The organism is Vibrio sp. KUL80 (assembly GCF_059725495.1).
The window spans coordinates 418,333-431,829 of sequence record NZ_AP045841.1; the positions used below are offsets into that span (position 1 = coordinate 418,333).

12 protein-coding genes are annotated in these 13,497 nt (G+C 48.6%); 7 read left to right on the forward strand and 5 right to left on the reverse strand.

All coding sequences use genetic code 11. The features are described 5' to 3' along the window. Positions 1–31 precede the first annotated feature (31 nt). From oadA to luxS, 7 genes are all read left to right on the forward strand, one after another. Positions 32–1,822: a sodium-extruding oxaloacetate decarboxylase subunit alpha gene (gene oadA / locus AC6I8U_RS01940; protein WP_498017602.1), complete on the forward strand. Its 1,791-nt coding sequence runs from the start codon at positions 32–34 to the stop codon at positions 1,820–1,822. Between the two features lie 9 nt (positions 1,823–1,831). Then, positions 1,832–2,962, forward strand: coding sequence for a sodium ion-translocating decarboxylase subunit beta (locus tag AC6I8U_RS01945; RefSeq protein WP_234495114.1), 1,131 nt, complete (start codon positions 1,832–1,834; stop codon positions 2,960–2,962). A gap of 210 nt (positions 2,963–3,172) precedes the next feature. After that, positions 3,173–4,123: an NADP-dependent oxidoreductase gene (locus tag AC6I8U_RS01950; RefSeq protein WP_498017603.1), complete on the forward strand. Its 951-nt coding sequence runs from the start codon at positions 3,173–3,175 to the stop codon at positions 4,121–4,123. Beyond that, positions 4,117–4,572 (forward strand): YqaA family protein, encoded by a 456-nt coding sequence (locus AC6I8U_RS01955; RefSeq protein WP_128649347.1) that lies wholly within the window; start codon positions 4,117–4,119, stop codon positions 4,570–4,572. Before AC6I8U_RS01950 ends, AC6I8U_RS01955 begins: the two co-directional genes overlap by 7 nt. Before the next feature lie 26 nt (positions 4,573–4,598). Then, on the forward strand, positions 4,599–7,457 hold the full coding sequence (locus tag AC6I8U_RS01960; RefSeq protein WP_498017604.1) for a M16 family metallopeptidase: 2,859 nt from the start codon (positions 4,599–4,601) through the stop codon (positions 7,455–7,457). A gap of 105 nt (positions 7,458–7,562) precedes the next feature. Further along, the gene (gene gshA, locus AC6I8U_RS01965) at positions 7,563–9,152 is read left to right on the forward strand and encodes a glutamate--cysteine ligase (RefSeq protein ID WP_498017605.1); all 1,590 of its coding nucleotides are present in this window, start codon (positions 7,563–7,565) and stop codon (positions 9,150–9,152) included. Between the two features lie 129 nt (positions 9,153–9,281). After that, a complete protein-coding gene (gene luxS, locus AC6I8U_RS01970) occupies positions 9,282–9,800 on the forward strand; it encodes an S-ribosylhomocysteine lyase (RefSeq protein WP_498017606.1) in 519 nt (172 codons plus the stop codon). 108 nt (positions 9,801–9,908) lie between these two features. On the opposite strand, the gene ruvX is transcribed toward luxS, so the two are convergent. From ruvX to AC6I8U_RS01995, 5 genes are all read right to left on the reverse strand, one after another. Further along, positions 9,909–10,334: a Holliday junction resolvase RuvX gene (ruvX, locus tag AC6I8U_RS01975; protein WP_234495117.1), complete on the reverse strand. Its 426-nt coding sequence runs from the start codon at positions 10,332–10,334 to the stop codon at positions 9,909–9,911. Positions 10,335–10,399: 65 nt separating this feature from the next. Then, complete coding sequence (locus tag AC6I8U_RS01980; protein ID WP_128649352.1) at positions 10,400–10,969, reverse strand: YqgE/AlgH family protein; 570 nt, start codon at positions 10,967–10,969, stop codon at positions 10,400–10,402. A 32-nt stretch (positions 10,970–11,001) separates the two neighbouring features. Continuing rightward, positions 11,002–11,949: a glutathione synthase gene (gene gshB / locus AC6I8U_RS01985; RefSeq protein WP_234495118.1), complete on the reverse strand. Its 948-nt coding sequence runs from the start codon at positions 11,947–11,949 to the stop codon at positions 11,002–11,004. Positions 11,950–11,962: 13 nt separating this feature from the next. After that, the gene (rsmE, locus tag AC6I8U_RS01990) at positions 11,963–12,694 is read right to left on the reverse strand and encodes a 16S rRNA (uracil(1498)-N(3))-methyltransferase (protein WP_128649346.1); all 732 of its coding nucleotides are present in this window, start codon (positions 12,692–12,694) and stop codon (positions 11,963–11,965) included. 79 nt (positions 12,695–12,773) lie between these two features. Further along, complete coding sequence (locus tag AC6I8U_RS01995) at positions 12,774–13,481, reverse strand: endonuclease (protein WP_498018300.1); 708 nt, start codon at positions 13,479–13,481, stop codon at positions 12,774–12,776. Between the last annotated feature and the right edge of the window lie 16 nt (positions 13,482–13,497).

Genomic DNA, 13,497 nt, shown 5'->3' on the forward strand with positions numbered 1-13,497 from the left:
GTTAAAAAAGCTTAAAAAGGAGTTTATGAGCATGTCTAAACCACTTGCTATCACGGACGTGGTACTTCGTGACGCCCACCAATCTTTGTTTGCTACGCGCATGCGTATTGAAGATATGTTACCGATCGCAGCTGAGCTTGATAAGGTTGGCTACTGGTCCCTAGAAACGTGGGGGGGAGCGACCTTTGATGCCTGTATTCGATTCTTGGGTGAAGATCCATGGGAGCGTTTGCGCGAGCTGAAAAAGGCCATGCCGAACACACCTATGCAAATGCTGCTTCGTGGTCAAAACCTACTGGGTTATCGCCACTACGCAGATGACGTTGTTGAAAAGTTTGTTGAGCGTGCACACGCCAATGGTATGGATGTGTTCCGTATCTTTGATGCGATGAATGATGTTCGTAACTTTGAAAAAGCAGTGAAAGCAGCCGTTGATGTCGGCGCGCACGCTCAGGGCACGCTGTCTTATACGACAAGCCCAGTTCACAACACCGATACTTGGGTCGATCTTGCTAAGCGTCTTGAAGACTTAGGCTGTCACTCTCTATGTATTAAAGATATGTCAGGTCTGCTAAAGCCTTACGAGGCAGAAGAGCTGATTTCTCGCATCAAAGCATCTTGTGAAGTGCCTCTTGCGCTGCACTGCCACGCGACAACGGGTTTGTCTACTGCGACAGCAGTGAAAGCGGTAGAAGCTGGGGTCGATATTCTAGATACTGCAATCTCGTCGATGAGCCAAACCTATGGTCACACGCCAACAGAAACTGTTGTCGCGATGCTACAAGGTACTGAGCGTGACACTAACCTAAAACTCGAGCAGATTGAACCTATCGCCGCTTACTTCCGCGAAGTTCGCAAGAAGTATGCGAAATGGGAAGGACAGTTGAAAGGTGTGGATTCTCGCATCCTAATTGCTCAGGTGCCTGGTGGCATGCTGACCAACATGGAAGGTCAGCTAAAAGAGCAAGGTGCCGCGGATCGCATCGATGAGGTTCTAGAAGAGATCCCACGCGTTCGTGAAGATCTTGGCTTTATTCCTTTGGTAACGCCAACCTCGCAGATCGTCGGTACTCAGGCGGTTATCAACGTACTGACTGGTGAGCGCTATAAGAGCATCACTAAAGAGACTGCCGGTGTTCTTAAAGGCGAATACGGTAAAGCGCCAGCGGAAGTCAACGCTGAGCTTCAAGCAAAAGTGCTTGAAGGTGGTGAAGCGATTACCTGTCGCCCAGCCGATCTACTCGAAGCTGAGCTACATACGCTGACTGATGACTTGTTACAGAAAGCGAAAGCAGAGGGCATTTCTCTAGCAGAAGACACTGTGGATGATGTTCTTACTTACGCACTTTTCCCACAAGTTGGCCTTAAGTTCCTGAAAAATCGTCATAACCCAGATGCATTTGAACCAGCTCCAGGTAAAGAAGAAGCGAAGCCTGCTGCGCCTGTAGCAGCGCCAGCAACGTCTGCTCAAGGTATCGAAGCATACAGCGTGAAGGTCGATGGTCAGGTTTATGATGTTGAAGTGGGACCAAAAGGTGAACTGACGTCAGTAACACCAGCAACCGCTCCTGCGGCCGCTGCACCAGCGCCATCGCCAGCAGCAACCAATGTTGAGGCGGTATCTGCGCCGCTAGCGGGTAACATCTTTAAGGTTAATGTCGCTTCTGGTGCGCAAGTTCAAGAAGGCGATGTGCTATTGATCCTCGAAGCGATGAAGATGGAAACGGAAGTTCGCGCAGCGCAAAGCGGCGTGGTTCAAGATGTACACGTTAAAGAAGGTGATGCCGTTGTTGTTGGCGCACCTCTTGTTAGCTTAGCGTAAGGGAGCACCATGGAAGGATTGATGACCTTATGGTCAGAAACAGGGATCGCTAACTTTGAATTCGGCCAGATCTGCATGATCTTGGTCGGATGCATCTTGTTGTACTTGGCGATTCGCAAAGGGTTTGAGCCGCTGCTCCTATTGCCAATCGGCTTTGGTGCCGTGTTAGCAAATATCCCTAATGCGGGCTTCACTGAGCCGGGTGGTCTGCTGTACTACGTCTACTATATCGGAATTGAATCGGGTGTATTCCCACTGCTCATCTTTATGGGCGTGGGTGCGATGACGGACTTTGGTGCTCTTATTGCTAACCCGAAAACGTTATGGTTAGGCGCAGCGGCACAGTTTGGTATCTTTGCGACCTTATTTGGCGCGATATTGCTGAACTACGTACCAGGTATGGAGTTTTCCATGCAGGATGCGGCATCAATCGCCATCATCGGTGGTGCCGACGGCCCAACCGCGATTTTCTTAGCGAGCCGACTGTCTCCTGATTTGCTTGGGGCAATCGCGGTTGCAGCATACAGCTACATGGCATTGGTACCAATCATTCAGCCGCCAATCATGAAGGCACTTACCACGCCTGAAGAGCGTACTATCAAGATGGCTCAACTGCGCCACGTTAGCAAAGGCGAGAAGGTTCTGTTCCCTCTTGCCGTGCTATTGATGACGATTCTGTTTTTGCCATCGGCAACGCCACTGGTTGGCATGTTCTGTCTTGGTAACTTGATGCGTGAAGCGGGTGTTGTCGATCGACTATCGAAGACGGCGCAAAATGAGCTGATCAACATAGTCACCATCTTCTTGGGTCTGGGTGTGGGTTCTAAGCTTCAAGCTGAGCAGTTCCTGAACTTCGAAACCTTGGGCATCTTGGCACTTGGTGCAGTGGCATTCAGTATCGGTACTGGCGCGGGTGTATTGATGGCGAAGCTCCTCAATAAGTACTCAAAAGAAGATATTAACCCTCTTATTGGTGCAGCAGGGGTTTCTGCCGTACCAATGGCGGCGCGTGTAGTAAACAAAGTAGGTTTGCAGGCTAATCCGCAAAACTTCCTACTGATGCATGCAATGGGACCAAACGTCGCAGGCGTATTGGGCTCTGCCGTTGCTGCGGGTATCTTGTTAGCCCTCGTTGGCTAGCACCTACAACTGCATTTGATAAACAAAAGGGAAGCGCGAGCTTCCCTTTTTGCATTATTAGCTCAGTGTCTCTGGCGACTTACCGGAATCAAACGCACAGCTAAAGTGATTGAATTTGTTACATACTTGCTATTGAGTGATGAAAAGTTAATCTAGACTCAACTATGGAAATCGTTACTATGAAGTCTTGATTAGGAAGAGGAAGCTGCAATGAAGTGTAAACAGATCGTGATTCCAGAATTTGGTTCAGCAGAGGTATTGGCGTTTCAAGAGATTGAGGTTCCACAGCCTCAGGCAGGAGAAGTTCTGGTAAAGGTTGCCTACTCAGGAATCAATCCGATTGATGTGAAAACTCGTGCAGGTCTTGGTTGGGCGGCTGCAGAGAACAAAGACAATCTTCCTTGGGTTCCCGGCTATGACATCGCCGGTTCGATTGAAGGACTGGGCGAGGGTGCTAATGAGTTCGAAATAGGGCAAGAAGTCGTTGGCTTTATCGGTTTCCCTGTTCGAGGTGGTGGCTACAGCCAGTACGTATGTGTTCCTGAGTCAGAGTTAACTCCGATTCCTAATTCCGTCACACTTGAAGCGGCCGCAGCGTTGCCGCTGGCAGGTCAAACCGCTGCACAAGCAATCAATAAAGCACAAGTTCAAGGAGGGGAACGAGTGTTGATTTTAGCGGGTGCAGGTGGTGTCGGTCATATCGCCGTTCAAATCGCTGTCGCAGCAAAAGCAGAAGTGTATACCACATGCAGTGAGCGTAATCTTGATTATTTGGCCACCTTGGGCGCGCATGCCATTAACTATGAGTTTGCACCGGCATCCGAGCGTGTAAGTGACGTCGATGTGCTTATCGATCTTGTTGGTGGTGATACGGCTTTAGATGCGCTGAAATGTTTGAAAGATAATGCGCGAGTCGTGACGATCCCTACGATTACCGCAGAGCTAGTGTGTGAAAAAGCCAAGCTTCTTGGCTTTGAAGCAAGTGGTATGTTGGTATCGCCAGATACTAAACAGATGGAAACCTTACTTTATATGGTGGGCGTTGGGTTGCTGAAAACGGAGATCCAACAAGTCTACCCTTATCAACAAGTGGTGGCTGCTCATCAGCAGGTAGAAACCAGCCGTACGCGCGGTAAAGTACTTCTTAATATGCAATGCTAGAAACGTTTTCTCAATTCCTTGCGGAATCTTGGTTCGCCGACTCCGCTCTCGCTGTTCTTTTTATCTCTGGATTTTTAAGTGCAACACTTCTCCCTGGCGGATCTGAAGCAGGTCTTATTGCTACATTGAGCCTGCAACAGTATTCGCCCGTATGGGTTATTATCGTCGCCACGATAGGTAACACCTTAGGTGGTCTCACTAATTATTGGATAGGGATTTGGTTACCAAATCGAACTCAAAACGAGAAGCATGGTCATAAAGCCATGGCTTGGCTACAAAAATATGGGTATTGGAGCTTGTTATTTAGCTGGCTACCCGTCATTGGCGACCCTCTCTGTTTAGCGGCAGGGTGGCTAAGAATGAAATTTCTGCCTTGTGTTGTTTTGATCGCTATAGGTAAGGCTCTGCGCTATATGGTGCTTACGGCCTTGTTCTACGGTCTATTCTAGTTTTCTCGATCTTTTAAGGAGCTCTTATGAGAAAGATCTGGCTCGGCTTAGTGTCGGTGGTCTTTGTTTACGGTTGTAGCAATAGTGACTTTTCGACCCAAAGCGATAGCGCACTCCCTCCGGGTATCACCCTTGTTGAGGAGATGAAAGCCGATCCCGACCGGGTGATGATCCCATACTCCAAGTACAAGCTGGATAATGGTTTGACCGTCATTTTAGCGCCTGACGATTCAGATCCTCTTGTGCACGTCGATGTGACCTACCATGTCGGCTCTGCACGTGAGGAGATCGGTAAGTCTGGGTTTGCTCACTTTTTCGAACATATGATGTTCCAGGGCTCTGAGCATGTTGGCGATCAACAGCATTTCAAGATCATCACGGAGGCTGGTGGTACCTTAAACGGTACAACGACTCGAGACCGAACTAATTATTTCGAAACGGTTCCGTCCAATCAGCTGGAGAAAATGTTGTGGCTTGAAGCCGACCGTATGGGCTTTTTGCTTGGCGCTGTCTCGCAGCGTAAGTTTGAGATTCAGCGTGATACCGTCAAAAATGAACGCGCCCAGAACTTTGATAACCGCCCTTACGGTCTGATCTGGGAGCGTATGGGGGAGGCGATGTTCCCTGAAGGCCACCCATACTCTTGGCAACCGATTGGCTATGTTGAAGATCTCGATCGCGTGGATGTCAACGATCTGAAGGCCTTCTTCTTACGCTGGTATGGTCCAAACAATGCCGTGCTCACTATCGGTGGTGATATCGATAAAGCGCAAACACTCGAGTGGATTCACAAGTACTTTGGCTCGATTCCAGAGGGGCCAAGCGTAGAAAAAGCACCAAAACAGCCGGCAGTTCTCCCTGAAGATCGCTACATCACACTCGAAGATCGCATCCGCCAACCTATGGTGGTGATTGGCTGGCCAACGACGAGTTACCGCGGGGCGGAAGATCAAGTGGTTCTCGATGCGATGGCGGATGCTATCGGTGGTGGCACCAACGGTTTGCTGTATCAGAAGTTAATCAAAACGCAGAAAGCCCTCGATGCTGGTGCGTTTAGTGACTGTAATGAACTCGCGTGTAATTTCTACGTGTATGCCATGGGCGCCTCTACAGACAAAGATAGCTTGAAGTCTCTTTACAACGACTTGTTAGCGACGCTAGATGAGTTTGATAAACAAGGCATCAGTGACGAGCGACTCAAGCAAATCACAGGGCTTTCAGAAGCCGGTGCCGTATTCGCACTGCAAAGCGTAAAAGGCAAAGTGACGCAACTTGCTGCGAATGAAACCTTCTATGGTCAGCCGGATCGCATCGAGCAAAAACTCGAGCAAATTCGCTCCGTGACATCGGAAGAGGTAAGTGCCGCTTACAAGACCTTTATTGAAGACAAACACAAAGTCACCTTGAGTGTTGTCCCAAGAGGGCGAACCGACATAGCGGTGAAACCGGCAACGTTCGTGACGCCAGCGCGCACTCTGCCTGAATATAAAAAGGTAACCGAGGCCGATCTTGAGCTGCGCCGTCCGGTTGATGATTTTGATCGCAGCGTTATGCCTCAGGTAGCGGAAGGGGTTGCGGCGAAAATGCCTGAGCTGTATCAAGTTCACTTCGACAATGGCAGTGAGTTATTGGGCACTGAGACCAGTGAAACGCCAACGGTTGAGATCCACTTCCAGATGCCAGCGGGCAGTCGCTATGTTCCTAAGGGCAAAGAAGGGCTTGCTGGCCTTACAGCTGCCATGATGGAAGAGGGTACAGCAACACGCACGGTTGAGCAGCTTCAAGCAGAGCTCGATAGTTTGGGGAGCCGGATTGGATTCAGTGAAGGCGCGTACACGACACGAGTTTCTGTGTCTGCTCTGGAGCGCAACCTACCACAAACCTTAACCTTGCTTGAGGACATCTTGTTCAATCCTGCGATGAAACAGGAAGACTTCGACCGTCTCAAAGCACAAACGTTAGAGGGCTTAGTGTATCAGCATCAAAAACCTAGCTGGATGGCATCGCAAGCTACCCGTGATGTGCTCTATGGTGACTCAGTCTTTGGTCGCTCATCAGACGGCAGTACCGAGTCCATATCGTCTATTACTCTAGAGGATGTGAAAGCCTTTTATCGCGATCACTACACGCCGCAAGGAACCCAAATCGTCGTGGTTGGCGATATCTCAGAGAAGAAGATCACCGATCAGTTAGCGTTCTGGTCACTATGGCAAGGGCAAGCAGCACCGCTTATCGCACCTGAGGTCATTCCATCTCAAGGTGAGCAGCGAATTTATCTTGTCGATAAACCATCTGCACCACAGAGTATTGTACGTATGGTGCGTCAAGGCCTACCGTTTGATGCAACGGGCGAGCTTTACCTAAGTCGTCTAGCAAACTTTAACCTGGCAGGTAACTTCAACAGTCGCATCAATCAGAACCTCAGAGAGGACAAAGGCTATACCTATGGTGCCAGCGGTTATTTTGCTAGCAACCGTGAAGTTGGCGCGATTGTGTTTAGTGCTCAGGTTAGAGCTGATGCAACCCTTGCTTCTCTCGAAGAGATGATTGCTGAGCTGAAAAACTACAGTGAAAATGGCATGACGGACGAGGAGCTCTCTTTCATGCGCCTCGCAGTGGGGCAACAAGACGCATTGACTTATGAAACACCGAGTCAAAAAGCCAGCCTGCTTTCGTCGATTTTAACCTATAGTTTGGATAAGGATTACCTTAAGCAGCGTAATGAGATTGTCACCACCGTCGAAAAAGAGACCCTCAATACGTTGGCAGCGAAGTGGTTTGACCCAAGCCAATATCAACTGATAGTGGTCGGTGATGCCAAGCGTTTAAAACCACAACTAGAGAAATTGAATATTCCAATTACAGAGCTTGAAATCTCTCAATAGCATGACCATATAGGGAGGATGGGTGATCTGACGGAGAACAAGGTTTGCTGTCTGTCGGTGCATCCCCCCTTCAATTGGAATAACAAACTATAAGCGAATCGCATTGTGACTAATTTTGCTAAGCGACTGGATCAAGTTGCTAAAGATGAGACCGTTTTCCGTCAGTTTGGACGCGGTGTGGAACGGGAATCGCTACGTTACACCGACGATGGTCGATTAGCGACAACACCTCACCCTAAGGCGTTAGGCTCAGCCTTCACTAATGAATACATCACGACGGACTTTTCAGAGTCGTTATTGGAGTTTATTACCCCAGTGTCGCGTGATGTTGATACGCTGATCAATCAGTTGTCCGATATTCATCATTTCACGCAAACTAAGCTCGGTGACGAGAAGCTTTGGCCTTTGTCTATGCCTTGCTATGTTGGTTCAGAAGATGACATCGCCTTAGCGCAGTACGGCAGCTCAAACTCAGGTCGTATGAAGACACTATACCGTCAGGGACTTAAGCACCGTTATGGTAGCTTGATGCAGATTATCTCTGGCGTGCACTTTAACTTCTCTTTTCCTGAATCGTTCTGGGATGCATTATTTGGTGAGCAAGACGAGAAAACTCGTCAAGATGCCAAGTCAGAAGCTTACTTTGGGTTGATCCGTAATTACTACCGCTTTGGCTGGTTGATTCCTTATTTCTTTGGTGCGTCTCCTGCTATTTGTTCTTCTTTCTTGCAAGGCAAAGAGACGAAGCGTCCGTTTGAAAAAGTGGGTGGGACCTTATATCTACCAAAGGCGACGTCGTTAAGGCTAAGCGACCTTGGTTATACCAACAGCGCTCAGAGTGCATTGAAGATTGGTTTTAATGGACTAGAGCAATACCTAGAAGGCCTTAATCAGGCGATTCATACCCCATCACAAGACTTCGCCAAAATTGGCGTTAAAGTAGATGGTGAGTACCGTCAGTTGAATGACTATGTGCTGCAGATAGAGAATGAGCTTTACGCGCCAATCAGACCAAAGCGTGTCGCCAAAAGCGGTGAAAAACCGTCAGAAGCACTATCTCGCGGTGGTGTTGAATACATCGAGGTCCGCTCTTTAGACGTGAACCCGTTTAGCCCAATTGGGATTACCGCGGAGCAGATTCGCTTCCTCGACTTGTTCCTAACTTGGTGCGCGCTCAAAGATTCTGAGCCTATGGACAATTGTGAGCTAGAGTGCTGGCGTGAGAACTGGAACAAGGTCATTGTTGATGGTCGCCAAGTTGGTCTTCAGCTACAAATAGGCTGTCACGGTGAAGTTCTCGATAGCCAGTCTTGGGTAAAACGCGTCTTTGCTGATCTTCGTGAGATTGCCAAGCATATGGATTCAGCACACGGTGGTAACGAGTACGCTGCAGTATGTGACAAGCTAGAAGCGTGGAACGAAAATCCTGAACTTTCTATCTCAGGTCAGCTACTGGCGAAAACCAAAGAGCTAGGCGGACTTGGGAAAGTGGGCTGCGAACTGGGTAAAGAGTACCGTCAGAAGAATCTTTCTCACGAATATAAAGCGTATTCGACTCAAATAATGGAAGATGAGGTCACTCGTTCGGTTTCAGCTCAAATGAGCATTGAATCGGCGGATACCGTTAACTTCGATGACTTCTTGTCTGATTACTTTGCTTATCTATCACCAGAGCAAGCTCAAGTCGCTAACTAAGCTTGCTAACTGAGATTGCGCAGCGATACTGTGCCACTTACAATCACGCTAAAGACATTGCTCTACAAGACATAGTTCTCACGGTTTTAGCCAAGGTTGAAACCGTGAGTAAACCAAGGAGAAAATATCATGCCACTACTGGATAGCTTTACGGTAGACCACACTAAGATGCACGCTCCAGCGGTACGCGTTGCGAAAACAATGCAAACCCCTAAAGGCGACACGATTACTGTTTTCGACCTACGTTTCACGATCCCAAACAAAGACATCTTGTCTGAGCGCGGTATTCACACACTAGAGCACCTATATGCAGGCTTCATGCGTGCACATCTGAATGGTGATCAGGTTGAGATCATCGATATCTCTCCAATGGGTTGTCGTACTGGTTTTTACATGAGCTTGATTGGTACGCCATCTGAGCAGCAAGTTGCTGACGCTTGGCTAAATGCAATGCAAGATGTACTGAAAGTCGAGAGCCAGAACAAGATCCCTGAACTTAACGAGTATCAATGTGGTACTGCAGCGATGCACTCACTGGATGAAGCGAAAGCGATCGCAGAGAAGATCATTGCAGCGGGTATTCAAGTGAACAAGAACGATGAACTTGCATTGCCTGAGTCTATGTTGCAAGAGCTGAAAGTAGACTAATTGAATTAGGTCGCGCGCTTTGAGTCTATCCCTGCCTGCGCAGGAGCGCGGCTAGCGGAAAATAAAAAAGGATGGCATTTGCCATCCTTTTTTGTGTTTAAAGCCGCTTTAAGCCCACTGCGCCTCAAACCAGCTCTCTAAGATCACCACCGCTGATTGGCAGTCGACATTGCCTTTTGATAACGCCTTGTAACCCCCCATCTCAAACAGCTCCGAACGAGCTTCGGCGGTAGACAGTCTTTCATCGTGCATTTCCACTTGGAAACCGAACCGACCATGTACACGGTTGGCAAACTTCTTGGCGCGAGCGGTGATTTCATCAAGTGCTTTGCCTCGTACGTCGGTGGGTAGACCCACGACGATGAGGTCAGGTTGCCACTCTTTTAGCATGGCTTCGATGTCATCCCAGTTTGGAATGCCGTCTTTGGCTTTGAAAGCCTTTAGTGGGCTTGCTGTGCCAGTGACCTCTTGGCCTATAGCACTACCAATACTCTTGGTGCCGAAATCGAAAGCAACGATGGTTCTGGATGTCATAATTTCTCTGTTTGTGAACGCAATGGTCTTGTTTAGACGAATCTCTAGCTTTCCCCAAATAGGGTCTATGCGTGACCAACATCTGTTGAAAGCTGAGCGATATCGAACCCTAACATACCGACAGCGCTACTCCAACGTTCTTCAACCGGGGTATCAAAGATCACGCTTGGGTCGGCCTCTATGGTGAGCCACGAGTTTTCAGCTAGCTCGGTTTCCAGTTGCCCTGCACTCCAGCCAGAATAGCCTAATGCGACGATATAGTTGTCCGGCTGAGCGTCAGTGCCGAGTACGGCCAGAATATCCTTAGACGTGGTAACAGATACCGTGTCGGTGATCTGGATACTGGATTGGTACTGATCTTTAGGATTATGAAGGATAAAACCACGATCTTCAGAAACGGGCCCGCCGTTTAACACGGGCTCGTCGAGGCTTTTGCTGTGTGTCGTTTGCGAGGCGATAGGAAGCTCAGTTTGCACTTGCTTAAGCATGTTTGCGACAGTGACATCGATAGGGGTGCTGATCATGATCCCCATCGCGCCATCTTCATTGTGCTCACACACATAGATGACGCTGCGTTGGAAATATGGATCCTTCATCCCCGGCATTGCCACGAGAAAGTGGTTGGCTAAGTTCATGATCGCCTCTCCCAATAGACTTCTACAATTGGCTACTTGCCTAAACGGCGCTCGATAGCGTCCATTAGCTTGCCAGTAATAGAGATGTCAAAGGCGGCTTCAATTTCACGAATGCACGTTGGGCTAGTCACGTTGATCTCAGTAAGTTTGTCACCGATGACATCCAGACCTACAAATATTAAGCCCTTCTCTTTCAAAGTGGGAGCTACCGCCTCGGCAATTTGCTTGTCTGTCTCACTTAAGGGACGAGCCTCACCACGGCCACCGGCCGCAAGGTTGCCACGAGTTTCCCCTTTAGCTGGGATGCGCGCCAGGCAGTACGGCATTGGTTCACCATCCACCACGAGAATACGTTTGTCACCATTGCTGATATCAGGAACAAACGTCTGCGCCATAGCGTAGTTTTGACCATGGTTAGTCAGGGTTTCGATGATCACAGATACGTTCGGATCGTCTTGCTTAACACGGAAGATAGAAGCGCCGCCCATACCATCAAGTGGTTTCAGGATGACATCGCCATGCTGATCACGGAACTCTTTAATCTTCTCTGCTTTGCGCGTTACGATAGTCGTTGGCGTTAGCTCAGGGAACCATGCTGTGAAGAGTTTCTCGTTGCAGTCACGAAGGCTTTGTGGCTTGTTAACGATTAGCGTGCCTTTCTCTTCTGCGCGCTCCAAAATGTAGGTCGCGTAGATGTACTCTGTATCGAATGGAGGGTCTTTACGCATCAATACGGCATCTAGCTCAGACAGCTCAATGGTTTGCTCAGAAGTAAATTCGTACCAGCCGTTAGGGTCTTCTTTAAGCGTCACGACTTTTGTATCGGCAACCGCTGTGCCTTGATCTAGGTGTAGGTCATTCATCTCCATATAGTGGATTTCATAACCACGACGCTGTGCTTCCAGCATCATTGCAAAGCTTGAATCTTTTTTGATGTTGATGGACGAGATAGGGTCCATCACGATACCGAGTTTGAGCATTATTTTTCTCCCGTTAACCTAAATCGCCAAAGCGTACTTGAAGTGCCGTAATAGCGGTCAGTGCCGCCGTCTCAGTTCTAAGTACACGAGGACCAAGCAGGGTTTCTTCGAATTGATATTGTTCTGTCATTTCAATTTCTTGCGCTGACAAGCCACCTTCTGGACCGATAAGAAGACGAACCTTATTCACGGGCTCTGGCAAGGTATTAATTGAGTATTTTGCTCTTGGATGAAGGTTGAGTTTGAGCGCCTCAGATGGCTCTGCACACCACTCCTCTAGCGACATGATTGGGCGAATCACAGGGATAGTATTACGTCCACACTGCTCACAAGCGCTAATCGCTATCTTTTGCCACTGTTGCAGCTTTTTCTCAAAACGCTTGGCATCGAGTTTCACGCCGCATCGTTCTGAGATGAGAGGCGTAATCGTGTTCACACCTAACTCAACGGACTTTTGGATGGTGAACTCCATCTTATCGCCGCGAGAAATAACTTGTCCGAGATGCAAATCGAGTGGTGACTCTATGCTCGACTCGACCTTCTCTTGAATATCCACGTCGACGTTTTTCTTCCCTACGCTGGTAATCGTCGCAGGAAATTCATGGCCACTACCGTCGAATAGCAGAACCTCTTGACCCTCTTTCATACGCAATACTCGGCCAATGTGCCCTGCGGCATCATCACTTAGGGCGAGAGTGCCTAAAGATTGAATCGTTTCAGGGTGATAGATACGAGGTATACGCATAACAATTTCCAAAGAACAAACAGTATTGAGGTATAAGATGGATGCCAGCCCTCGAAATTACAAGGGCTCGGCTAAGGAATTAGCTCTGATTTTTACACGCTTCGGCGACAAAAGGATTATCGTTGCCCTGAATGCGGCGGACACGCTCGTTTCGAGTGCACTCCCAGTTATCGACAGGGTAGCTTTTGTTCCAAGCTTTCATTAGCTTAGCTTGCTGTTTAGATAGTCTAAACCCGTACTCTTGACTCATGTAAAGGTAAGTTCGAGCAATAGACCCTCGCGCGCGTTCAGGCGGCATCGCTTTGCGCTGCTTGAAGTTTACTTGCATTTCGCATTGGCCATAGCTGACACCATCGACCCCATTCCACTGCGAAAAGTTGTAGTTGGAACGATCACCGTTGACTTCACCAATGGCCGGTGTGAGGTTATGTAGGTCGGCTTCCATCAGTTTGAACTGTTTGTCGTTGCGTGTGCAGTTCTTGCGCCCGCCATCTTGCCAACATTGACGCTGGTGGCCAAACTGCCAAGCAGGCACCACGTGTTCCCACTCAATGCGATTTGCGCGCTTTTCTTGTTTGCGAACCTGATAACCGCATGCAGAAAGGTCTGGTACGCCTTTCTTACCGTTCCATTGAATATCACAGCCGCAATAGAAGCTCACAGGATGGTCGGCATAGATTTTTACCGCTTCTTTCTTCGCTTTACTAAAGCTACTCGGTGGTGCACCAACTGCTGTGATTGGAACGGTGGTAGCCAATAGAGCGATAGAAATGATAAAGCAGCGCATCATAGTAAGGTCTAAA